Raw genomic sequence first — 23,054 nt, 5'->3', positions numbered from 1 at the left:
GGTTCCGGGTCGCGGCTTGCGCCGCTCCTACAGGGAGCTGGGCGTGGCGGTCTCGCGAGCTTGGGGCCTGGCCTTGGGGTAGGAGCGGGATGCGGCGGAGTGGCCTCAGTCCTTGTCCAACGCCAGCAGCCACTCCAGAAACAGCCGCGCCGAGGCGCGCAGGCGGCGGTGCGCGGGATAGACCGCGTAGTAGCCCCAGCGCGCCTTGATCGGTGGGCCGGGCAGGCGGATCAGTTGGCCCGAGGCCAGATACGGCACCGCCACTTGCTGGCGCGCGAGCGCGGCGCCCAGGCCGTGGACCGCGGCGGCGAGCGCGTCGGTGGTGTCGCTGAAGCTGTAGCGTTCGTCCAGTTTGACCCCGTGCACCTCGGCGGCGCGGAACCAGTCGTGCCAACCCTGGCGCGCGTGGTCGGAGATCAGCGGCAGGCGTGCGACATGCGCGGCCTCGCTGAGTTCGGACACGCCGGGCAGCCTGGGCGAGGCGACCGGGAACAGGTAGTCGTCCATCAGATGATGCGCGGTCAGGCCCGGCCAGTGGCCGGGGCCGTGGCGGATGCCCAGGTCGGGGCCGCCTTCGTCGAACCGGGTCAGCGCGATCTCGGTGTCCACGCTCAAGCGCAGCTGCGGATGCGCGGCGACGAACGAGGGCAGGCGCGGCAGCAGCCAGGTGTAGGCCAGCGAGTGCAGGGTGGTGATGCGCACTTTGTCGTGCTCGGCGCGCGCGACCCGCAGGCTGCGCAGCACGCCTTCCATGTCGGCCATGGCCGAGCCCGCGGCGTCGGCGAGCTGGCGGCCTTCGGCGGTCAACGAGACCCCGCGCGCGTGGCGCTGGAACAGGCTGACTTCCAGCCGCGCCTCCAGCTTGCGTACGTGGTGACTGACCGCGCTGGCGGTCAGATGCAGCTCTTCGGCGGCGTGGGCGAAATTCTGGTGACGGGCGGCGGCTTCGAACGCCGCCAGCGCCGGCAGCAAGTCGGAACGCAGGGCCATGGTTAGCCTCAAATCCTGTTTGTGCCTGACCTCCAAAGTATGCGCTTGTGATGGCGATACGGGTGAGGACAATGGTCTCAGCCAGCAATTTGGCTGTTGCCCGGGTCGGCCGCGGCGGCGCGATGCGGCGGGACCGCCTGGCATCCCCCGCAGCAGCCGTACTTGGCCCGCCACAGATCGGTTTCGGCCTCCGTACCACGCACCTCCCTCCGCCCCAAGCGAGCTCCGTCATGCCTTCCATCGACACCGCCGTCCCTTTGCCGACACCCGCGACGCGGGCCTGGCTGACCCCGTTGGAACTGGGACTGCTGGGCGCGATCTGGGGCGCCTCGTTCCTGTTCATGCGCATCGCCGTCCACGATTTCGGCGCGATGCCGCTGGTCGAGGTGCGACTGGCGCTGGGTTCGCTGGTGCTGCTGCCGTTCCTGTGGCGCGCGCGCGCGCAGTTCCCCGCCAGGATCTGGCCGAAGATCGTGCTGATCGGCGCGATCAATTCGGCGGTGCCCTTCATGCTGTTCGCCTGGGCCGCGCAGCGCGCGCCGGCCGGCATCGGCGCGATCGCCAACGCGATGACGGTGCTGTTCACCGCGCTGGTCGGGTTCCTGTTCTTCGGCGAGAAGATCGGCGCGCGCCGCAGCGTGGCGCTGCTGGTCGGCTTCGCCGGCGTGGTGGTGCTGGCCAGCGGCAAGACCGCCGGCGCCAGCATCAGCTGGGCGGTGGCGGCCGGTGCGGGTGCGGCCTTCCTGTACGGCATCGGCATCAACCTGGTGCGCCGTCATCTCAGCGGCCTGCCGCCGGCGGCGGTCGCTTCGGCCACGCTCGGTTCCGCGGCGCTGCTGACTCTGCCGTTCGCGCTCAGTAGCTGGCCCACGCACGACATCCCGATGAAGTCCTGGTTCTCGGCGGCGATGCTGGGCGTGCTCTGCACCGGCGCGGCCTTCGTCATGTATTACCGCTTGATCGCGCGCATCGGCGCCAACCGAGCGTCCACCGTGACGTATCTGATTCCGGTGTTCGGCGTGGCCTGGGCCTGGATGCTGCTGGACGAGCCGCTGACCCTGACCATGGGCATCGCCGGCGCGATGATTCTGGGCAGCGTCGCGATCAGCCAGCGCAGCGCGCGCTGAGGGAGCCCGGGACATGAACGACAGCCACCGCGAACCCGTACAGCACCGCGTCCGCTTCGATTTCGACATCGAGTTCACCAACGGCGGCGGCATCCAGGGCCAGGATTTCCGCCTCGACATCGACGGCGACGACATCGCCGACGCCGCCCTGGTCGACTACATCGTGCAGGACCTGCGCCTGCTGATGGTCGGCAAGGCGCGCATCCTCAATAAGGCGATCATCGTCGAGGCGCACAAGCGCAAGACCGATGCGGCCGATCCGGGGCGGCGCATCTACGTCGACCTCAGCCACACCATCGAGGACGGTCTGGTCACGTATCCGGGCATGCCCGCCGCGCGCGTGTGCGATTACCTCAGCCGCGAAGCGTCGCGGGCGATCTACGAGGAAGGCACCGAGTTCCAGATCGCGCGCATCGAGATGGTCGCCAACACCGGCACCTACATCGACTGCCCCTCGCACCGTTATGCGCACGGCCACGACTTGTCCGAGCTCAAGCCCGAGGCCTGCGCGGATCTGGAGGGCATCGTGGTGCGCGCCGACCACCGCCAGGTCAACGCGATCGACGCCTCCTGGTTCCGCGACAAGGAATTGCGCGGACGCGCCGTACTCGTGCATACCGGCTGGGACGCGCATTGGGCCGATCCCGCCTACGCGGTCGGGCATCCGTTCCTGACCGAGGACGCGGCGGTGTATCTGCGCGAGTGCGGGGTCAAGCTGGTCGGCATCGATTCGATGAACATCGACGACACCCGCGGGCGCGCGCGACCGGTGCACAGCACCTTGCTGGGCGCCGACATCCTGATCGTCGAGCACCTGCGCAATCTGGCCGCGCTGCCGGACGAGGGCTTCCGTTTCAGCGCGGTGCCGCCCAAGGTGCGCGGCGCCGGTACCTTCCCGGTGCGCGCGCTGGCGCGACTGGACTGATCACTCCGCCAGATAGGCCTGCAGGGCGGCGATCGCCAACCGCACCTTGGCCGGTTGCGAATCGCGCTGGGCGGTGACCGCGTACACGCCCAGAGGCGCCATCGACCACTCCGGCAGCACCCGCAGCGCGCGGCCGTCGGCCAGCAGCGGCGCCGCGTCGGGGCCGGGCAGGCGCATGATGCCCAGGCCTTGCAGCATCATCTGCTTGAGCGCCTCGGCGCTGTTGCCGACGATGCGTCCGCCCACGCGCACGCGCCGCATCGGTTCGCCGGGGCGGTGCAGCTCCACGTACTCGGGCTGGTTGATCACGCTCAGCATCAGCATCGGGTGCTGGCCCAGCTCCTCCGGCGTGCGCGGCAGCCCGTGCGCCTGCGCGTAGGCGGGCGTGGTCGCGAGCAGGTAGTTCCACTCGGCCAGGCGGCGGGCGATCAGGTTGGAATCGACCAGGCGGCCCACGCGCACCGCCAGGTCGATGCGCTCGCCGATCAGATCGATCTGGCGGTCCTCGGCGAACAGGCGCAGCGACAGTGCGGGATGCGCGTGCAGCAGGGGCGCCAGCGCGCCGGCGAGGTGGCTGGCGAAACCCACCGGCACCGCCACCCGCAACTCGCCGCGCGGTTCGTCGCGCAGATCGCCGAGCCGGCGCTCGGCCGCGCGCGCGGCGTGCAGCATGCCCGCGCAATCCTCGTAGTAGGCCTGCCCGGCCTCGGTGGTGGTGAGCTTGCGAGTGGAGCGGTGCAGCAGGACCACCCCGATCTCCTCCTCCAGCCGGCGTAGCTGCTGGCTCACCGCCGACGGCGTCATGTCCAGCTCGCGCGCGGCTGCGCTCATCGAGCCCAGCTCGACCACGCGGGCGTACAGGGCCATGCGCTTGAGGCGGTCTATCGTGAAGTCCAGCTTCATAGTTCTAGTCCGGATACGCATCTTATCGAGCGATCTTGCAGTGGGAATACTAGCGCCACCTAACCCCAACGGAGCAGTCCCATGCACATCGCCCTGATCGGCGCCAGCGGCTTCATCGGCTCGGCGCTGCGTAACGAAGCCCTGTCGCGCGGCCACCGGGTCACCGCCCTGGTCGGCCATCCGGAAAAGCTGAGCGCCCAGCCGGGTCTGAGCGCGGTCGCCACCGACGTGCTCGACCAGGACCGCCTGGCCCAGCAACTGGCCGGCCACGAGGCCGTGATCAGCGCCTTCAGCGGCCATGCCCAGGACGACGTACGCGGCTACTTCAACCGCGGCTCGGCGGCCATCGTCGCCGCGACCAAGCAGGCCGGCGTGCCGCGTCTGCTGGTGGTCGGCGGCGCCGGCAGCCTGGAGGTCGCGCCCGGCGTGCAGCTGGTCGATACCCCGGACTTTCCCGCGCAGTGGAAGGGCGCCGCCTTGGGCGGCCGCGACGTGCTCGAATCGCTGCGCGCCGAGCCCACCCTGGACTGGACCTTCCTCAGCCCGGCGGCCCTGATCTCGCCCGGCGAGCGCACCGGCCGCTTCCGCCTCGGCGGCGAGCAGCTGTTGGTCGACGAGGCCGGCAATTCCGCGATTTCGGTCGAGGACTACGCGCTGGCCTTGATCGACGAACTGGAGCAGCCGGCGCATAGCCGACGTCGTTTCAGCATCGCTTACTGAGCCCGACGGCGCGCGGTGGATCGCCCACCGCGCGTCGCCGTCGGGCTTGCGCCGGAACGGCGTGCCTTGCGCCAGAACGCGCCACCGACCGCAGCGCTTGGGCTAACCTGCCCGCATCTGGGGGAGAGGCCGGCGCGACGCGTCGGCAGGGGACAGCATGCGCGGCAAGCCAGTCGGGGCGAGCGTCGTCCTGAGTCTGATTCTGGGTTTCAGCCCGACCGCGTCCGCGGACGCCGAGGTCGATTGCGAACACCTCGGCGCCTTGGCCGTCGCCGCCGAGCAGCCGCGCAGGTCCTTCCTGTTTCGCACCTACGAGACGCGCCGCCTGGTCGCGTTGACGCTGGCCGAATGCGCTTACCGTAAGGAAGCCGATCCCGCGCTCGCGGCCGCCATCGGCGACCGTCGCTTCGTCCGCTTGTCCGCCGCAGAGCAGCGCCGCACGCTTTCGGCGGCGGCCATGAATGCCTGGCGGCTGGATCGCGATGCCCATGCGCTGGAGCTGTTCCGGCGCGCCATCGCCGTCGACCCCGGCGATCCGGACGACTGGTATCGGCGCTCCCTGCTGGAGCGCCTACAGGGCGACCCCGCGGCGGCGGCCGAGTCCTTGATCCATCTGATCGAACATTGGCCGGAACTGCTGGACAACCTGGACGACGGCCACATCTTCGCGTTGATCTACAAGCTCAAGCCGCGCTCGCCGATTCGGCTGAGCCTGTTGCAGGCCCTGCTGGATGCGAACTGGCAGCGCAAGGGGCAGGGCGCCAGCGCGGCCTGGTACGAGTTGGCGGTGATCCGCGTCGATCGCGGCGAAATCGACGCCGCGCGCGCGGCGATCCGGCGCGTGTCCGCGCCGATCGAGCTGGTCAAGCTGCGCGCCGACAAGCGCTTCGACGCGATCGTCGACCGCGATGCGGTCGCCTTCAATGTCGAGAATGCCGCCCAGCGCGAGACCGAGCTGTATCGCTCTCTGGCCGCGGCCCGGCCGGATTCGCTGGATCTGCAGGTGCAGCTCGGCTCCGCCCTGCTCACCCAGGGCCGCAGCGAGGAGGCGCTGTTGCAGTCCAACCGGGTGATCGCGGGCATCGCCGAGGCGCCGAAGGATCGCCCCGCCTATGCCGACCTGGGCGCCGAGGTCTGGGTGATGAATTCGCGCGCCATCGCGCTGCGCCGCCTCGGCCGCTACGACGAGGCGCTGCTGGAATTGCAGCGCGCGAGCCGCCTCAACGAAGACGGCGTCGCCAACGTCAGCCAGGCCCTGAACCTGGGCGACTACTACGCCTCCCTGGGCCGCGCCGACGAGGCCCTGGCGGCCGCGGCGCGCGCCGGCAACGATATCAGCGGCTACGGGCGCATGGTGCAGACGCTGGTGCAGTTGCGCGCCGCCGTACAGAAGCGCGACGCGACCGCTGCCGAACGCGCGCTGACCTACCTGCGAGCACACAGAACGGACAGCGAAACCCTGCTGCTGAGCGGATTGATCTACGGCGAGCGCATGGACGAGGCCGAGCAGCTCTTGCTGGAGCTGCTGGCCTCGGCCAGCGAACGCGAAGAGGTCTTGCGGTGGCTGCAGGATTTCCGTGAAGCCGAGCCCCTGCCCGGCGATCGCGTCTGGCGCGCGCGCAAGGCCGAGCTGATCGCGCGGCGCAGCGTGCAGGAGGCGGTGAACAAGGTGGGCCGCATCGAGCGCTACGCGATCTTCGGCGCGAACGAAATGAATTAATCGGACACGCGGCCGCTGGCATACTGCGCGCGAATACGCACGCAGGAGCCCGCATGCACGGCCCCGATCCCAGCGACCCGCATCCGATGCGCGGTTTTCCGCAGATCTGCTACATCCGCAATACCGTCGACAACCCGCAGATCCAGGTAGGCGAGTACAGCTACTACGACGACCCCGAGGATTCGGAAGGGTTCGCCCGCAACGTCCTGTACCTGTTTCCCTTCATCGGCGACCGCCTGATCATCGGCCGCTACTGCGCGATAGCGCGCGGTGCCACCTTCGTCATGAACGGCGCCAACCACCGCATGTCGGGATTCTCGACCTATCCCTTCAACATCTTCGGCAACGGCTGGGAGCGCAGCACGCCGCTGCCCGAAGAGCTGCCGTACAAGGGCGACACCGTGGTCGGCAACGACGTCTGGATCGGCTATCAGGCCATGCTGATGCCCGGTGTGCGCGTCGGCGACGGCGCCATCGTCGCGGCGCGTTCGGTGGTGAGCGCGGACGTGCCGCCTTACGCCATCGTCGGCGGCAACCCGGCGCGGGTGCTGCGCATGCGCTACGAGCCGGCGCAGATCGAACGCTTGCTGCGCATCGCGTGGTGGGATTGGGACGCGGCCAAGGTCAGCCGCAATCTGGAGCTGATCGTGGGCGCCGACCTGGATGCGCTGGAAGCGGCGCCTTGAGCGCGCTCAGGTCGTAGTGGCGGCGTCCGCGGGCAAGGGCGCGTCGGCTACGGCCTGGCGCGCCTGCGCGCGCGCCAGGCCGTAGCCGGTGCACGCCCAGGTCAGCGCGATCGCCGCGCCGATCAGGGCCGCCAGGGCGGGATGCTGGGCGAGCGCGTCGACCAGCGCCTTGGCCCAGCCGCTGACCGCATCGGCGCCGCGATAGACCACCGAATCGATGAAGTTCTTGGCCTTGTACTTGGCCTGGGTCGGCACCGAGGTGAACAACATCTCGCGACCCGGCCGCACGAAGGCGTATTCGCCGGCGCGGCGCACCACCATCACCACCGCCAGCACGGCGAAGGTCGGCGCCAGCGCCAGCCACAGGAAGCCCAACACCGTCACCAGCGGGACCGCGACCAGCAACACGCCGATGCCCAGCCGCTGCGCCAGGCGCCCGGTCAGGAACAGCTGCGACAGGATCGCCAGGCTCTGCACCACCACGTCGATGGTGCCGAACACGCGGGTCTGGTCGGCGCGGTCGGGATAGGTCAGTTCGACCAGTCGCGCCTGCTCGAAATAGAGAAAGGTGCTGACGCTGGCCAGCAACAGCACAAAGGCGGCGATGCCGAGCAGGTAGGGCGAGCGCAGCACGTCGGTGAAGCCGGCGAAGGGGCTGCCGCCGAGCGGGCGCGCGCGCGCCGCCGCGCTGGCTTCGGCGTGGATGGGATGAGCGTCGCGCCAACGCTGCAGGCGCCGCGCCACGTAGATCGCCGCGATCAGCAGCGCCGCCGACAGCCACAGCAGGCCGGCATGGCCGATGCGGCCGACGAGGATCACGCCCAGCAGGGGGCCGAGCAGGCCGCCGAAACTCGCGCCCGAGGCCATCAGCGCGAACACGCGTTTGGCCTGCGCGATCGGGAACAGATCGGCCAACACGCTCCAGGCCACCGAGATCGCGATCAGGTTGAACACCGACAGCCAGATGTAGAAGCTGCGCGCGAACCACAGATTGTCCGGCGCCCAGTGGAAGCCCAGCGCGAACCCGGCCAGGTTCAGGGCGAAGAAGCCGAAGGTCCAGGGCAGTACGTGGCGGCGCTGCACGCGTCCGGCCACCCAGCCGAACAACGGCATCACCGCCAGCGTCGCGACGAAGGTGCCGGTGAACAGCCATTGCAGGTTATCCACGCCGCCGGCGATGCCCATGGTCTCGCGCACCGGGCGCAGCATGAAGTAGCCGGCGAACAGCAGGAAGAACAGCAACGCGCCGGCCGCCGCCGGCTCGGCCTCGCGCGGGTCGATACCGAACAGGCGGGCGAGCTGGCGCGTCGGCGCGGACGGGCTCACGCGCGTCTCATCCGATCGCCGCGATCAGGGCCGCGCGCTGCTTCGCGTCCAGCAGGGCGCCGACGCCGGCCTGAAGATTGTCGGTCTGATTCTTGGGCTTGGAGGTGGCCGGAATCACCACCGTCACCGCCGGTTCGCTGAGCACGAACTTGAGGAACAGCTGCGCCCAGGAGGCGGCACCGACCTCCGCCGCCCAGTCCGGCAGCGGCTTGTCGCGCACCTGGGCGAACAGACGGCCGTCCTCGAAGGCGCGGTTGACGATCACCGCGATGCCCAGCTCGCGCGCGATCGGGAAGATCGTGCGTTCGGCCGCGCGCGAGACCGGCGAGTAGTTGATCTGCACGAACTCGGGCTTGAGCGCGCGCATGTCCTGGGCGAGTTGCGCGTGGGCGTCGTCGCGGTAATGGGTCAGGCCGACGTAGCGCACCTTGCCCTGCTGCTTGAGCTCGCGTGCGAGCGCGAGCTGGGTGCCGGTGTCGCGCAGGTTGTGGACCTGCAGCAGATCGATCTTGTCGGTCTTCAGGCGGCGCAAGGATTCGCCGAACTGGGCCAGGCCTTGCTCGCGGCCGCTCACGCCGGAGAGCTTGGTGGCCAGGAACAGCTTGGGCCGCGCCCGGGTTTCGGCCAGCAGGTCGCCGAGCACGTCCTCGGCGCTGGAATAGGTCGGGGCGGTGTCGATCACGGTCGCGCCGGCATCGATGAAGCGCTTGAGCACTTCGCGCAAGGGATCGCGCGCGTCGGCGCCGGCGCCGACCTCGAAGCTGCCCGAAGTGCCCATGCCGATCACGGGCAGTGGCTCGCCGCTGGAGGGAATCGCGCGTTTCAACAGCGGGCCGCGGAACGGCTGCTCGGCGGTGAGCGCGCCGGCCGGCTTGTTCGGGCTGGTGCCCAAGGGGCGCGGCGTGTCCTGGCTGCAGGCAGCCAGCGGCGCCAGCGCCAATCCGGTGGCGGTGAGGGTGGCGGTGGTGAGGAAATCCCGACGGCTGGCCATGGCGCGTACTCGCGTTGCGGGGAAGACGTGGACACGCCGCAGCCTCGCCCGTGGCGCGGGTTGCGGACAGTGCCGTTAGCCATGTGCCCGCGGCGGTACCGCCGTCGCGGGACTCAGCGTGCGCCGAGACGCTGCAGCAAGGCCATCGCCGCGGCCGGATTGCGCGCCTTGGCGGCGCTGATGAAATACAGATAGACCTCGCGCGGGCGCGCGCCCGCTGCACCGACGGCGTCCACATGCGCCAGGTCGGCCGGATCTCCGCCCGTGGCCCATTCGCGCGCGCGGCGCGCCCAAGCGTCGAGCTCGGCATCGGGGTAGCCGCTCGCCACGTCGGCGCGCGAACGCATCAGGCGCGCGTACACGAAGTCGCCGGTGATGTCGGCCAGCGACGGGTAGTCGCTGGAATCGGTGTAGACGGTGGCGATCCGACGCTCGCGCGCGAGGCGCAGGTAGGCCGGATCGCGAAAGCTGTCGTGGCGCACTTCCAGCACATGGCGCAGGGCGCGGCCGTCGAGTTCGCGCGGCAGGCCGTCGAGGAAGGCGGCGACATCGTCGGCGTCGAAGCTGCGACTGGGCGCCAGCTGCCACAGGATCGGGCCCAGGCGCTGGCCGAACTCGGCCAGGCCGCCGTCGACGAACGCCTGCGCGGCCTTGACGTTGCGCGCCAGCGCACCGGATTGGGTGATCCGCCCGGGCGCCTTGAGCGAGAACGCGAAGACATCCGGCGTCTCCGCCGCCCACTTGGCGTAGGTGGCCGGCTTCTGCGCGCTGTAGAACGTGCCGTTGATCTCGATGCTGCTGAGCTCGCGGCTCGCGTATTCCAGCTCGCGCCGTTGCACCAGCCCCTTGGGATAGAAGTTGTCGCGCCAGGGCGCGTAGGTCCAACCGCCGATGCCGACGCGGATGCCGTCCACTGGCGGGACAGAACGCGTATCGCCGCCGCTGCCGCTGTCGGCGGGAGGCGCGGAGAACAGATCGCCGGCGGGGGCGGGCTTCTTGCTGCGCGTGGGGCTCATCGGTGTTTCGCCGTCCGAGAGTGAGAGGTGCGGAACGCAGGCGAGCATAGCGCCGAAACGTTAAGCTCACGTCGCGCCGACAGTGGCGCGACAGGCACAGGGAGCATCAGCATGACCACCCACACCGGCAGTTGCCATTGCGGCAAGATCGCTTACGAAGTCGACGGCGATATCGACCAGGCCTTGGACTGCAATTGCTCGATGTGCCGTCGCCGTGGCGGCCTGCTCTGGTTCGTGCCGCGCGCTGCGCTGCGCCTGACCACCGACGAAGCCGACCTGGGCACCTACCGTTTCAACACCGGCGTGATCGCCCATCATTTCTGCCCGAACTGCGGGATCTCGCCCTTCAGCGAAGGCAAGGGGCCGGACGGCTCGGCGATGGGCTGCATCAATGTGCGCTGCCTGGACGGCGTGGACCTGGCGACGGTGAAGATCGTGCCGTGGAACGGGCGCGATCATTGAGCCGCGATCGGCGCCGGCGCGGTCAGTCCAGCTGCCAACGCCCGCCGCTGCGGCGTATCACGCGAGACGAGAACGTCGGCGCCGCGCCCTGCGCCATGGTCGTGCACATCGCTTCGAAGTCGACGCGTCGTTTCGGGTCCAGCTCGGGCAGGTAGACCAGCAGTTCGTGACGCGCCGGCAGGCAGACGGCGGCGTCGCTGCGCCCGTGGCGACCGGCCACGCGCTGCCATAGGGCTTCATCGACCAGCACGCTGGGCAGATAGTCGTTGCCCTGGGTCGCGAACACGCCCGGGTAGCCGTCCTGCGCGGTCAGCGGGTCGATCTCCTCGCGCTCCAGATTGGCCGCGCCGATGCGGTCGAGTTCGCCTTCGGTCAGACCGCTGCTGCGTACCTGCGCAGGCGAGAGCAAGGCCATGCCTAGCTCCGAATCGCGCACCCAGCCCTTGGAGAAATGCGCGCCCAAGGGCCGCAGCACCGGTCCGCTCTCCATCAGTTTGGCGCGCTCGGCCGCGGACTTGCCTTGCGCCAGGGTTTCCAGCTGGCGCTGCACGGAAGCCTGGAAATCCGCGGGGCGCACCACCAGGCGCAGCTCGGACAGCGGTATGCGCTCGGAGGTCAGGTCCTCGACCTGCGTCTGCAAGGCCACGCGTCGCTGTTTCTGCTGCTCGCAGACGGCGCCCGGCTGCTTGGCGCAGATCTCGCGCAGGTTGCCGAGCTCGACGACGCCCAGGTCCTCGCCAGCCTTGTGCAGACGCAGGCGATCGGGCGCTTCGATGACGATGTCCAAGGCCGGGTCCGAGCGTTGCAGCCGGGCTTTCATGTCCTGCGCGAGGGCGTCGGCGGCTTGCGCCGGGGACAGCTGCAGGCAGCACAGCGCGAGGAGCGCGGAGAGGAAACGGCGTGCGGGCATCGGGAGGCTTCCTGCGGTGATGCGTGGACGGGGGGTTGGGGCAGCCTAGGGCAGGGGGAGGGGCGGGGCAATCGGGCACAAAAAAAGACCGGCGCCTCGCGGCGCCGGTCTTGGTACTCCTCGCGAACCGATGCGCGACTTACTTGATCGGCTCGTTCAACATCATCTGCCGCACGAACCGCACCGGCGGTGCGCCGTAGGACAGCACCTGGTCGTGGTAGGCCTTGGCGTTGAACTGCGCGCCCAGCTTGGTCTCCACCGCCTTGCGCATGTCGAAGTGCTCCTGCGCGCCGACGAAGTAGGTCGGCAGCTGCGCCGAGGTCAGCTGCGCGCGCACCCACTTGCCTTCGGCCTCGCTGGCCTGCTGGAAGGCCTGCTTGGTCATCAGCTCCATCGCCTGTTCCTTGGTCCAGTTGTCGACCTGGACGCCCTGGTCGAGGATGGCGTTGGCGATGGTGCGCAGGTAGAACTTCAGCTGGACCAGGCGGAACAGCGGGTCGTTATCCAGATAACCCGCGTCGGCCATCATGTCCTCGGTGTAGACCGCCCAACCCTCGGCGAACAGGCCCGAGCGCAGCACCGCGCGCAGGGTCGACGGCGACTTGGCCGAGTGCGCGCCTTCCAGGTAGTGGCCCGGCATCGCCTCGTGGATGGACAGCAGGTGGATCATGCGGTTGTTGTATTCGCGCAGGAACGAATCGACCTGCTTGTCGCTCCAGTCGTCCGGAATCGGCGAGATCGCGTAGTAGGTGTCCAGGCCGCGATCCAGCGGGCCCGGCGAATCGCAGTAGGCCACCGCGACGCCGCGCTGGAACTCCGGCATCAGGATGATCTTGACCGGATCGTTGGGCACCGTGACCAGGTCCTTGGCGCGGGTGAACGCGGTCGCGTCGGCCAGGGTCTGCTTGGCGAAATCGACCACCTTGTCGCGCGCGGGCTTCTCGGCGTAGGCCAGCTCCAGCGCGGCCTCGATCGCCTTCTGCTGCTCCTCGGCGCTGGGCTTGTCCGGCAGCGCGGGCGCGCCCGGCTTGTCCTTGAGCACCTTCTGCGCGATCGCGTACATGTCGCCGCGCACGCGCACCAGCTCGGCCTCGGCGCGCTGCTTGATTTCGGCGCGCGACAGCGACGAGTTCAGCGAGTACTGCAGCTTTTCGTCGTACAGGGTCTGGCCGATGCGGAAGTTGCCCTTGGCGTTCGGCACTAGGGTTTCGTCCAGCCACTTCTGCTGCTCGGCCACGGCCTTGCGCAGGCCGGCGACGGCCGCGTCCAGGCGCTTGCGGTCCGCGCCCTGGAGCTGGCCGGCGTTGGGCACGATGAAGGTGTCGACCAGGCTGAGCACGCCGGCGTTCTGCTTGGCGACGGTCTCGGCGTGGATCTTCGGCACCCGGGTCGGGTCGAGGTTGGCGCGCGCCTGGGCGAAGATCTGCGGGATCTTCTCCATGCGCACGGTCGCCGACTTCAGGCGCTGCGGCATCGGCGCGAACTCGCGCGCCATCAGGTTGTAGATCGCGCCGCCGGCCAGGCCGCTGTAGACCTGCGGGTCCCAGGCCCAGCTCTGCAGGGTTTCGATGCCCCACACGTCCGAGCGCAGCTGGTTGCGCAGGATCGCCGCATCGATCTGGTTCTCGCGCGAGAGCTTGCTCAGATCCACCGTGTCCAGCTCGCCCAGCAGCTTCTTGGCGAAATCGACCTGGGCCTTGCGGCCGGTCTCGCTGAGGTCGTCGACCTCGCCGTCGTAACGGTGCTCGCCGATCTGGGTCGCCGACACCGGATTCAGCTTCAGCCAGCCGTCCAGCCACTGCTTGGACAGCTCGGCGAAGCGGGCGTCGACGGCGGCGTCGGAGGTGGTCGCCGCGGCGCTGGTGGCGGCCGCGGGCGCCTGCGGCGCGTCGGCCGTCTTCGGCTGGCAGGCGGCGAGGGTGACGGTCAGCAGGGCCAGGGCTAGCGGCGACTTACGCAACAGGCGCATACGGGGTCTCGAGGGGGCGGCGGACGCCGCGATCCGCGCAGGATATCGCGCGCCCGGGGCCCTCCGCATAGGCCGTTGGTCGCCCCCGCGCTTTGCCGATGGGAGGGGGCGGGTTCGGTCCATGCGAATCCGAGGCGGCCAGCACTGCACCCTCAAAGCACCTTCGTGGCATCAAACAGATGGATGCGCACGCGGGCTGTTTTGCGGTTTGGCCGATCCGGCTAACCTGTTGCGGCGCTGGAGTGCCCGGCGACAGGGGAAAACATGCGAGTACTGAAGTTGGCCGCGCTGCTGGTCGTCAACGCGGCGATGGCAGCGAGCGCGTGGGCGGCGGCGCCTACGCTGGACGATTTTCTCAAGGACGCGCGCTTCGAAGCGTTGACGCTTTCGCCCAGCGGCGAGTATCTGGCCGTGCGCGTGCCGCAGGCGGACCGGACGGTCATGGCGATTCTGCGTCGAGAGGATCTCAAGCTGGTCGGGCACCTCAATGCAGGCGCGGGCACTTTCGTGGACGAGCTGTTATGGGTTTCAGACCATCGTGTCTTCGCCACGGTGCTGGAGCGCGACGGTAAGGCAGAACAGCCCTACCGGACGTTCGGGGTGCGCTGGCTGGATATCGACGGAACCACCGGTGCGAGTTGGGGGGCGAATGTACTGAGTTTGCTCGCCGAGCCGGACATGCTGCTGGTACGCGGATGCGGCGCATCCAAAAGCGTCCGTTTGACCGGTTCGCGCGACTTCGTCTGCGCGTCGCGCGTATACAGGCAGCGTATCGATGACAGAGATACGCGCGTCGAAGTGGTGGCGTCGCCGGAGCCGGATTCGGAATTTCTTGGCGACGACCAGGGGCGCGTGTCCTTCAGCTGGCACTGGGACAAGGGCAGTAAGCAGCACCTCTACCGCCGTCATGGCGATCAGTGGCTGGTCGTGAACGACGAGACGACCAGCGGCGTCAACGTGACGCCCTACGGGACCAGTGCGGACGGCCGCTACGGCTATCTGTGGAGCGAACGCAGCAAGGGGCCGGATGTGATCGAGCGCATCGATCTAGCCAGTGGAGAGCGGACGGTGGTCGCGTCGGACCCGAATGCCAACCCGCAGAGCCTGGTCTGGTCGCTGGATCACAGGGAGCCCGTGGGCGCGGTGTATGGCGGTATGCAACCCAAGGCGCGTTTCTTCGATGAATCGCATCCGCACGTGCGCTTGTTGCGGAACTTGGAGCAAGAGTTTCCGGGCGAGCTCACGCGCGTCAGCAGCGCCAGCCGCGACGGCAAGCTTGCTGTGGTCACGGTGGGGGGCGCACTGGAACCGCCGCGCTACTATCTGCTGAAGACTTCGACGGGCAAGCTCGAACTTCTGGTGAAAAGCCGCCCTTGGCTTTCCGCTGCGAGCATGGCGCCCACGCGCGAGGTCGAGTTCAAGGCTCGCGACGGGCTGACGATACGCGGCTGGCTGACGCGCCCGGCCAGCGCTGCGGCCACGCCGTTGGTGTTGATGCCCCATGGCGGGCCGTTCGATATCGAGGACCAGTGGCACTACGACGACGAAGTGCAAATGCTGGCGACGCGCGGCTATGCGGTGCTCCGAGTCAATTTCCGCGGTTCGGGAGGGCGCGGGCGCGATTTCATGGAAGCGGGCTATCGGCAGTGGGGCGCGGCCATGCAGGACGACCTCACCGATGCGACCCGTTGGGCCATCGCGAACGCGGGAATCGATGCTCAGCGGATCTGCATCTGGGGCGGAAGCTACGGCGGCTACGCGGCCATGATGGGGGCGGTGCGCGAACCCGATCTGTATCGATGCGTCGTCGGTTTCGCCGGGCCGTATGATCTGCCTCTGATGTATCGCAAGGGTGATATCCGACGTACGCGCTACGGCCGCGGTTTTTTGCGTGCCACGTTGGGCGAGGACGAGGAGACCTTGGAGCGGATTTCGCCAACCACGCACGCGGCTCAAATCAAGGCAGGGGTTCTGCTGGTACACGGCATGCTCGATGAGCGTGTTCCCCCGGCTCATGCCAAGGCCATGAAACGTGCTATGGACAAGGCAGGCAAGTACTACGAGACCTACTTTCCGCCTCAGGAAGCTCATGGCTTCTATGGCGACGCCAGCCGACGCAAGTACTACGAGACCGTGCTGGCCTTTCTGGACAAGTACCTGCGCTGATCCGGCACGCAGGCCTCAGTCGGCACGGATGCGCTCGGCGCGGGTATAGACATTCAACGAATCCCCGCGCGCGAACGCGGCCAGGGTGATGCCGGCGTCCTCGGCGGTGCGGATGGCCAGGTCGGTGGGGGCGGAGATCGCCACCACCAGGCCGATGCCGGCGCTGGCGGCCTTGTGCAGCAGTTCGTAGGAGGCGCGCGAGGTCATGACCAGAAAGCCCGAGCGCGGGTCCAGCGCGGGCGACGAGCGCGCCAGCGCGCCGATCAGTTTGTCCAGGGCGTTGTGACGGCCGACGTCCTCGCGCACCAGCAGGCCGCCGGGGTGGGCGAAGCCGGCCGCGTGGACGCCGCCGCTGCGCGCGTTCAAGGGCTGCTGCGCGGCCAGCGCATCCAGGGCGGCGCGGATCTCGGCGCGGCTCGCGCGCACCGCGCTGTCCACCCGCGCGACCGGGCGTAGCGCTTCGCGCAGCGACTCCACCCCGCACAGGCCGCAGCCGCTGCGGCCTTCCAGGTTGCGGCGGCGATCGGCGATGGCGTCGTAGCGCGATTGCGGGATCGCGCCGTGCAGGGCGACGCCGGCCTCGCTGCGCACCACGTCGACCAGGCGGTATTCCTGCGGCGCGGCGACGATGCCTTCGCTGAGGGCGAAGCCGAGCGCGAAATCCTCCAGCGATTCCGGTGTGGCCATCATCACCGCGAACGCGAGGCCGTTGTAGAGCAGGGCCACCGGCGCCTCGACCACCACCGCGTCTTCGTGCTCGCTGCGCGCGTCGCCGTGCAGGCGCAGGGTGCGCACCGGCCGCAGGGCGTCGCTCATGGATGACCGCACAGGCGGCGGCCCTTGTCGGTGAGCGCCAGCAGCACGCGCTCGCCCTCGCGCTGCTGCACGACGAGATCGAGTCCGTCGTAGCGCGGATCGTCGCCCAGCGCGGCCAGCAGGCGCTGCAGTTCGCTCAAGCCCAGGCCCAGGCGCTTGGCGACGCGGTGGACGGACTGGCGGTCCTCCTCGGCCAACAGGCGCAGCAACGCCAGGGCAGGATCCTCGCTCATCGCGAGACGGCGACGGCGCTGCGGCTCAGCCGCACCGGGATCGATTTCGAGGCCGGCGTGCGCGCGCGCTCGGCATGGCTGCCCAGCGGCACCAGCGGGTTGGTCTCGGGGAAGTAGGCGGCCAGGCAGCCGCGCGGAATGTCGTATTCGACCAGGCGGAAACCGTCGACGCGGCGCTCTTCGATACCGCCGCGGCCGTCGTCCCAGACCGAGGTGATGTCGACCAGATCGCCGTCCGCGTAGCCGAGCGCGGCCAGGTCGTGGCGGCCGATGAAGCAGACCCGGCGCAGGCCGTGCACGCCGCGATAGCGGTCGTCCAGGCCGTAGACGGTGGTGTTGTATTGGTCGTGCGAACGCACCGTCATCAGCTGCAGCAGGGCGGGCTCGCCCGTGTCGGTATCGCCCAGCGCGTGCACGAAGAACTGCGCCTTGCCGGTCGCGGTCGGGAACTCGCGTTCGCGGCCGGGATGACGCAGGTGGAAGCCGCCGGGCGTGCGCACCCGCCGGTTGAAGTCCTCGAAGCCGTCGACGACCCGGGCGATGCGTTCGCGGATGCGGTCGTAGTCCTCGACCAGGGCCAGCCAGGGCGTGGCGCTGTCGGGCAGGGTGGCCGCGGCCAGGCGCGCGACGATCGCGGGCTCGGACAGCAGCTGCGCCGAGGCCGGCGGGTTCATGCCCGAGGACAGGTGCACCATGCTCATCGAATCCTCGACCGTGACCGCCTGCGGGCCGGTGGCTTGCAGGTCGATCTCGGTGCGGCCCAGGCAGGGCAGGATCAGGGCCTCGCGGCCGTGGACCAGGTGCGAGCGATTGAGCTTGGTGCTCACGTGCACGGTCAGCGCGCAGTTGCGCAACGCCTCGTAGACCAGGGCGGTGTCGGGCGTGGCGGCGGCGAAGTTGCCGCCCATGGCGAAGAACACTTTGCCGCGGCCGTCGCGCATGGCCTCGATCGCGGCCAGGGTGTCGAAGCCGTGTTCGCGCGGCGGCTCGAAGCCGAAGGCCGCGCCCAGCTTGTCCAGGAAGCGCGCCGAGGGCTGTTCGTAGATGCCCATCGTGCGGTCGCCCTGCACGTTGGAGTGGCCGCGCACCGGGCAGGGGCCGGCGCCGGGTTTGCCGATGTTGCCGCGCAGCAGCAGCAGGTTGGCCAGCATCTGGATGGTGGCCACGCTGCGCCGGTGCTGGGTGATGCCCATGCCCCAGCACAGAATGGTCGCGCGGCTGTCGATATAGATGCGTCCGGCTTCTTGCAGCTGCGCGCGGCTCAAGCCCGACTCGCGCTCCAGCGCCTCCCAGGAGGTCGCGCGCAGGGCGTCGGCGAAGGCGTCGTAGCCGCGCGTGTAGGTATGGACGAAGGCCTGGTCGACCGCGCCGGCCTCGACCACCTGCTTGGCCAGCGCGGTGGCGACGGCGAGGTCGCCGCCGATGCGCGGCTGGTAGTACTCGGTGGCGATGCGGGTGCTGCCGCCGCTGAGCATCTCGGTGGGCGACTGCGGATTGGCGAAGCGTTCCAGGCCGCGCTCGCGCAGCGGATTGAAGGCGACGATGCGGCAGCCGCGCTTGGCCGCGCTGCGCAGCTCGCCGAGCATGCGCGGGTGGTTGGTGCCCGGGTTCTGGCCGAACACGAAGATCGCCTCGGCGCGCTCGAAGTCGTCCAGGGTGACCGAGCCCTTGCCGCTGCCCAGCTGTTCGGTCAGGGCCACGCCCGAAGGCTCGTGGCACATGTTGGAGCAGTCGGGCAGGTTGTTGGTGCCGTACTCGCGCACGAACAGCTGGTACAGGAACGCGGCCTCGTTGGAGGTGCGTCCGGAGGTGTAGAAGATCGCTTCGTTCGCGCTGTCCAGGCCTTGCAGGGCCTCGGCGATGCGCGCGAACGCCTGCTCCCAGGCGATCGGCACATAACGATCGCTTATGGGGTCATAGGACATCGGTTCGGTCAGCCGGCCCTGCGCCTCGAGCGCGCGATCGTCCATTTCGGCCAGCTCGGCGACGCTGTGGGCGGCGAAGAATTCGCGCGTCACCCGCTTGGAGGTGGCCTCGTTGGCGACCGCCTTGACCCCGTTCTCGCAGAACTCGAAGGTCGAGTGCGCATTGCGGTCCGGCCAGGCGCAGCCCGGGCAGTCGAAACCCTTGGGCTGATTGGCTTTGAGCAGGGTGCCGGCGCCCTTGATCACGACCTGCTGGTCGCGCAGCGCCTGCCAGGAACTGCGCAGGGCGTCCCAGCCGCCGGCGGGCTTGTCGTAGTGGTCGATGGGTTTGTCGTCGGACATCGTGGTTCGCTGATCGGGCCGTGGCCTCGCGTGCAGCATAGCCGACCGGCGCGCGCGCGCCGTACGTTCAGGCTTCGTTTGGAAAAGCATGAAGGCTACGCCTGGCGACCGCGCGCGCGCCGAAATCCCGGCTTGACGCTGGTGTGCGGCAATGCAACAAATTCTCCACCGCCGCCGCACGCGGCACCGAGCAAGACCCGCGAACCGTGATCGTCATCGGACCTGTAAACCCGCGTTTCCGCCGCATGCCGGCGGGCGCCCTGCGCTGTACGGAGTCGTGTCGTCGCTAAACGCGACACCCGCCCACCGTACCGCCGCCGTCCCCGCACGAGTTCCGCATGACCCCGCACTTCGATGTCCGCGCGCTGCCCACGCGCCACTGCCTTATCGCTCCGCCGCGCGACCGCGTCGCCCGGTGTAGACCGCAGGCGATGCCCGTCACGGGCTGAGCCTGCCGCCGCTCACCGTCCGGAGCGGCACGCGAGCGCATTCGACTCGCGGCCATCTCTCCCTCTCCCAGGTCGTGCCGCACGCGTGGTGGCGCGGGTGCGCTGCGGCGTGCCGCTACGGACGGACCTTTCGTCTCCCTTGCCTTTCCTTGTCCGTCTATTGGAGTGCTTGCATGTCGTTTTCCGTTTCCCTTCCGCCGCGCCGCCGACCTTTGATCCTGGCTTTGGCGCTGGCCCTGACCGCGCCGCTGGCGCAGGCCGACGAAGCCGCCGCCGACGCCGGCGTCACCCTGGACGCGGTCCAGGTCACCGGCAGCAACCTGCGCCGCAGCGACGAGGCCGGCGTCAATCCGGTGCTGGTGCTGGACCGCGCCCAGATCGAGCGCAGCGGCAAGGTCACCGTGTCCGATCTGTTGCGCAGCCTCACCGCCAACAGCGGCAACAGCTTCAACGAGCAGTACACCGGCAGCTTCGCCAACGGCTCGGCCGGCGTGTCGCTGCGTGGCCTCAGCCAGAAGAACACCTTGGTCCTGGTCAACGGCTATCGCGTCGCCGCCTACGGCTTCGCTCAGAACACCCAAGACAATTTCGTCGATCTCAACGCGCTGCCGCTGGGTGCGGTCGAACGCATCGAAGTGCTCAAGGACGGCGCCTCGGCGTTGTACGGCTCGGATGCGATCGCCGGTGTGGTCAACATCATCCTGCGCCGCAAGATCGAGGGCGTGGAGCTGGACGCGGCCTACGGCGCCGCCACCGAGGGCGGCATCGACCAGCGCAGTCTGGGCCTGCGCGCCGGCGTCGGCGATCCCGACAAGGACGGCTACAGCCTGCGCTTCAGCCTGGACGTGCTCGACCGCGGCCGCCTGGATGCCGACGAGCGCGATCTGACCCGCGATGGCGACTACCGCGATCAGCCGGGCGGCCGGCTCGCCGGCTGGTCCACCCAGGGCGGCGCCTACTTGAGCAACCCGCGCGCGCCGCAGCGTTTCCCGAATTGCCAGCCCGGCACCGTCGCGCGGCCCTACGCCGATTTCGGCAGCCCGCTGCCGGGCGAGGCTTGCGCGTTCAACACCCAGCCCTATCGCACCTTGTTGCCCGACGTTGAGCGCTACCAGGCCTCGCTGGCCGGCGACTATTGGTTCAACGATTCGGTGCAGGGCTTCGCCGAGCTGCTCTACAGCACCAGCCACAACGGCACCTACTTCGGCGCGCCCTTGTCGGTGGGCGCGGGTCTGCGCGCCTACGACCGCAACACCGGGCGTCTGGTCGATATCCCGGTGGTGCTGCCGGTCGGGCATCCGAACAATCCCTATGGCGTGCCGACGCCGTTCGAAACCACCTTTCTCGACCTCGGCCCGCGCTACAAGATCAACAAGTCGCAGTTCCAGCGCACCCTGGTCGGCCTGCGCGGACGCGGCGAGGTCTGGGACTGGGAGCTGGCGGCCAACTATTCCGAGAGCCGCCAGCGCGAATACGTGCGCAACTTCGTCGACCGCTACGCCTTCGAACGCGTGCTCGCCGATGGCAGCTACGATTTCTTGAACCCGGGCCGCACGCCCGGCGCGCTGGAGGCTCTGCGCCTGTCGACGCGTCGCCCGGGCACCTATCGCCTGGCCACGGTCAACGCCAAGGTGTCGGGCTTCCCCTGGCAGTGGCGCGCCGGCGACGTGGGCGTGGCCGCGGGCGTGGAGTTCCGCGACGAGGCCCAGGACGCGCGCACCAGTCCGCAGGTGCTGTCGGGCACCGAGCTGCGCCCGGCGATCAACCTGATCGACGGCCAGCGCCGGGTCTCGGCCGCGTTCGTGGAGTTCAGCCTCAAGCCCTTCGACACCGTCGAAGTGCAGCTGGCCGGGCGCGGCGATCACTACAGCGACTTCGGCAGCGCGTTCTCGCCCAAGCTGGGCCTGCGCTGGCAGCCCAACGAGGACTGGCTGCTGCGCCTGAACGCTTCGCGCGGCTTCCGCGCGCCGTCGCTGCCGGAGATCGCGCAAAGCACCACCATCAGCTACGGCAGCGTGATCGATCCCTACGACCCGGTGCAGCCCGGCGGTTCGCGCGGCGTCACCATCCTGCGCGCGGGCAATCCCGACCTCGACGCCGAGCGCTCCAGCAACGTCAACCTCGGCGTGCTGTGGTCGCCCAGCGCCGACACCAGCCTGGGCGTGGACCTGTACCGCATCCGCCAGCGCGATCTGATCGGGCCCGACAGCCTGCAGGCGATCGTGTCGAACCCAGCCGCCTATCCCGGCCGCGTCACCCGCGATGCGCAGGGCCGCTTGCAGCTGATCGAGAACCGCTACGCCAACCAGGGCACGCTGACCACCACCGGCTTCGATATCGAGGGCCGCCAGGTCTGGCACGCGGGCGCGACCGACTGGACCCTGGACGGCAGCTGGACCCGACTGCTGAGCTACGAGCAGCCGCAGGTCGCCGGCCAGGCGGCGCTGGAAGGCGCGGGCGGCAACCGCTTCGGCGCGCTGCCGAAGTGGCGCGGCATCACCTCGCTGGGCGTGAACCGCGGCGACTGGAACGCGCAGTTGTCGTGGCGCTACATCGGCGGCTACGCCCAACAGGTGGTGGACGCGCGCAGCAACCCTGGGCTGCGCAGCAAGGTCGACGACAGCCACACCTTCGATCTGTACCTGGCCTACCAAGGCCTGGGCGACAGCACGCTGTACCTGTCGGTGCAGAACCTCACCGACCGCGATCCGCCGTTCGATCCGGCCGGCGGTGCGTTGCCTTACGACATCACTCAGTACGACGGGCTGGGGCGGTTCGTGACGGTGGGCTTCAAGCACCGGTTCTGATCGGGCGGGTCGCGGCCCCACGCGCTCGCGCGTGGGGCCGCAATCTCTGCGACGAGGCCTCGCTACCATGGCCCGGCGTCGCGCGCACCGGTTTACGCGGTGCGCGCGACGGACCGGCTTCCGGTCCGCAGCGACGGGAAGCCCCACGGCAGTACCGACAAGGAGCAGGTCATGGCAGACCCGGTTGGCGGCATCATCCTCACCATCTTTCTTTCCGTTACCCACGTAGGCGAGAACCAGGGCTTTCCGCATACGCCGGACGCGGCTTACGTCTGCGGTTTCGACCGCGCCAGTTACGAGATCGACCAGGCCGGCACGATCGACGTGGTGTTCGTGCCCAGCACGGCGCCGCGCTTCCGCATGCGCTCGGTGCGCATCAGCCGCGACAGCGAGACCGCGCCCGAGTACTCCACGCGGCAGGTCCAGAACCGCTCGCTGCAGCTCGACGCCGCCAACAAGACCGCGCAGGCGATCTACTTCGGCGTGATCGTGGAGGACGTCAAGACCGGACTGTCCTTCGAGTGCGATCCGCAGATCATCAACACGCCGGTGCCCACCTGAATCCCGGGCC

The 23,054-nt window shown here is 69.3% G+C and carries 19 protein-coding genes; 9 read left to right on the top strand and 10 right to left on the bottom strand.

What is annotated here, in order from left to right; translation table 11 throughout:
• Positions 1-105: 105 nt before the first annotated feature.
• Complete coding sequence (locus tag BMZ45_RS10630; protein ID WP_091636015.1) at positions 106-990, bottom strand: LysR substrate-binding domain-containing protein; 885 nt, start codon at positions 988-990, stop codon at positions 106-108.
• Between the two features lie 230 nt (positions 991-1,220).
• Between BMZ45_RS10630 and BMZ45_RS10625 the strand changes: the two genes are divergently transcribed.
• On the top strand, positions 1,221-2,117 hold the full coding sequence (locus BMZ45_RS10625; RefSeq protein ID WP_091636012.1) for a DMT family transporter: 897 nt from the start codon (positions 1,221-1,223) through the stop codon (positions 2,115-2,117).
• A 13-nt stretch (positions 2,118-2,130) separates the two neighbouring features.
• Entirely contained in the window at positions 2,131-3,042 is a 912-nt protein-coding gene (locus BMZ45_RS10620; protein WP_091636009.1) for a cyclase family protein, read from the top strand.
• Here BMZ45_RS10620 and BMZ45_RS10615 read toward each other — a convergent pair whose 3' ends face one another.
• Positions 3,043-3,945: a LysR family transcriptional regulator gene (locus BMZ45_RS10615; protein ID WP_217643184.1), complete on the bottom strand. Its 903-nt coding sequence runs from the start codon at positions 3,943-3,945 to the stop codon at positions 3,043-3,045.
• An 81-nt stretch (positions 3,946-4,026) separates the two neighbouring features.
• On the opposite strand from BMZ45_RS10615, the gene BMZ45_RS10610 reads away from it, so the two are divergent.
• The 3 genes from BMZ45_RS10610 to BMZ45_RS21995 all read left to right on the top strand — a co-directional run bounded on the left by BMZ45_RS10610 (position 4,027) and on the right by BMZ45_RS21995 (position 7,071).
• Entirely contained in the window at positions 4,027-4,665 is a 639-nt protein-coding gene (locus tag BMZ45_RS10610) for an NAD(P)-dependent oxidoreductase (protein WP_091636006.1), read from the top strand.
• 157 nt (positions 4,666-4,822) lie between these two features.
• Entirely contained in the window at positions 4,823-6,385 is a 1,563-nt protein-coding gene (locus tag BMZ45_RS10605; RefSeq protein ID WP_091636003.1) for a tetratricopeptide repeat protein, read from the top strand.
• Between the two features lie 53 nt (positions 6,386-6,438).
• Positions 6,439-7,071: a CatB-related O-acetyltransferase gene (locus BMZ45_RS21995; RefSeq protein ID WP_091636001.1), complete on the top strand. Its 633-nt coding sequence runs from the start codon at positions 6,439-6,441 to the stop codon at positions 7,069-7,071.
• 6 nt (positions 7,072-7,077) lie between these two features.
• Here BMZ45_RS21995 and BMZ45_RS10595 read toward each other — a convergent pair whose 3' ends face one another.
• The 3 genes from BMZ45_RS10595 to BMZ45_RS10585 all read right to left on the bottom strand — a co-directional run bounded on the left by BMZ45_RS10595 (position 7,078) and on the right by BMZ45_RS10585 (position 10,404).
• Complete coding sequence (locus BMZ45_RS10595) at positions 7,078-8,397, bottom strand: NTP/NDP exchange transporter (protein ID WP_091635998.1); 1,320 nt, start codon at positions 8,395-8,397, stop codon at positions 7,078-7,080.
• Between the two features lie 7 nt (positions 8,398-8,404).
• On the bottom strand, positions 8,405-9,388 hold the full coding sequence (locus tag BMZ45_RS10590) for an aldo/keto reductase (protein ID WP_091635995.1): 984 nt from the start codon (positions 9,386-9,388) through the stop codon (positions 8,405-8,407).
• A gap of 113 nt (positions 9,389-9,501) precedes the next feature.
• Complete coding sequence (locus BMZ45_RS10585; RefSeq protein WP_091635993.1) at positions 9,502-10,404, bottom strand: DUF72 domain-containing protein; 903 nt, start codon at positions 10,402-10,404, stop codon at positions 9,502-9,504.
• 111 nt (positions 10,405-10,515) lie between these two features.
• On the opposite strand from BMZ45_RS10585, the gene BMZ45_RS10580 reads away from it, so the two are divergent.
• A complete protein-coding gene (locus BMZ45_RS10580) occupies positions 10,516-10,866 on the top strand; it encodes a GFA family protein (RefSeq protein ID WP_091635990.1) in 351 nt (116 codons plus the stop codon).
• A gap of 22 nt (positions 10,867-10,888) precedes the next feature.
• Here BMZ45_RS10580 and BMZ45_RS10575 read toward each other — a convergent pair whose 3' ends face one another.
• A complete protein-coding gene (locus BMZ45_RS10575; RefSeq protein WP_091635987.1) occupies positions 10,889-11,776 on the bottom strand; it encodes a hypothetical protein in 888 nt (295 codons plus the stop codon).
• 139 nt (positions 11,777-11,915) lie between these two features.
• Positions 11,916-13,736 carry a DUF885 domain-containing protein gene (locus tag BMZ45_RS10570; protein ID WP_091636421.1) on the bottom strand — a complete coding sequence of 607 codons (1,821 nt, stop codon included), beginning with the start codon at positions 13,734-13,736 and terminating at the stop codon, positions 11,916-11,918.
• A gap of 273 nt (positions 13,737-14,009) precedes the next feature.
• Between BMZ45_RS10570 and BMZ45_RS10565 the strand changes: the two genes are divergently transcribed.
• Positions 14,010-15,911 carry an alpha/beta hydrolase family protein gene (locus tag BMZ45_RS10565; RefSeq protein WP_091635984.1) on the top strand — a complete coding sequence of 634 codons (1,902 nt, stop codon included), beginning with the start codon at positions 14,010-14,012 and terminating at the stop codon, positions 15,909-15,911.
• A gap of 15 nt (positions 15,912-15,926) precedes the next feature.
• Here the strand turns inward: BMZ45_RS10565 and fdhD are convergent, their stop codons facing one another.
• Genes fdhD through BMZ45_RS10550 form a run of 3 tightly spaced genes read right to left on the bottom strand, consistent with a single transcriptional unit; the run spans position 15,927 to position 19,227 of the window.
• Positions 15,927-16,739, bottom strand: a complete 813-nt coding sequence (gene fdhD / locus BMZ45_RS10560; protein ID WP_175489035.1) for a formate dehydrogenase accessory sulfurtransferase FdhD — start codon at positions 16,737-16,739, stop codon at positions 15,927-15,929.
• Positions 16,724-16,960, bottom strand: a complete 237-nt coding sequence (locus tag BMZ45_RS10555; RefSeq protein ID WP_091635978.1) for a helix-turn-helix domain-containing protein — start codon at positions 16,958-16,960, stop codon at positions 16,724-16,726. The genes fdhD and BMZ45_RS10555 overlap by 16 nt, the downstream gene beginning before the upstream one ends.
• On the bottom strand, positions 16,957-19,227 hold the full coding sequence (locus tag BMZ45_RS10550) for an FdhF/YdeP family oxidoreductase (RefSeq protein WP_091635975.1): 2,271 nt from the start codon (positions 19,225-19,227) through the stop codon (positions 16,957-16,959). Before BMZ45_RS10550 ends, BMZ45_RS10555 begins: the two co-directional genes overlap by 4 nt.
• Positions 19,228-19,849: 622 nt before the next feature.
• Here BMZ45_RS10550 and BMZ45_RS10545 point away from each other — a divergent pair.
• Together BMZ45_RS10545 and BMZ45_RS10540 are read left to right on the top strand one after the other, a co-directional pair.
• Positions 19,850-22,483: a TonB-dependent receptor gene (locus BMZ45_RS10545; protein ID WP_091635973.1), complete on the top strand. Its 2,634-nt coding sequence runs from the start codon at positions 19,850-19,852 to the stop codon at positions 22,481-22,483.
• Between the two features lie 171 nt (positions 22,484-22,654).
• Positions 22,655-23,044: a hypothetical protein gene (locus BMZ45_RS10540; protein WP_139215461.1), complete on the top strand. Its 390-nt coding sequence runs from the start codon at positions 22,655-22,657 to the stop codon at positions 23,042-23,044.
• The last annotated feature ends 10 nt before the right edge of the window (positions 23,045-23,054 follow it).

The sequence above is a fragment of the Lysobacter sp. cf310 genome, assembly GCF_900114355.1.
Taxonomy (GTDB): Bacteria; Pseudomonadota; Gammaproteobacteria; order Xanthomonadales; family Xanthomonadaceae; genus Lysobacter.
This window is presented reverse-complemented; position numbering and strand designations above follow the sequence as displayed.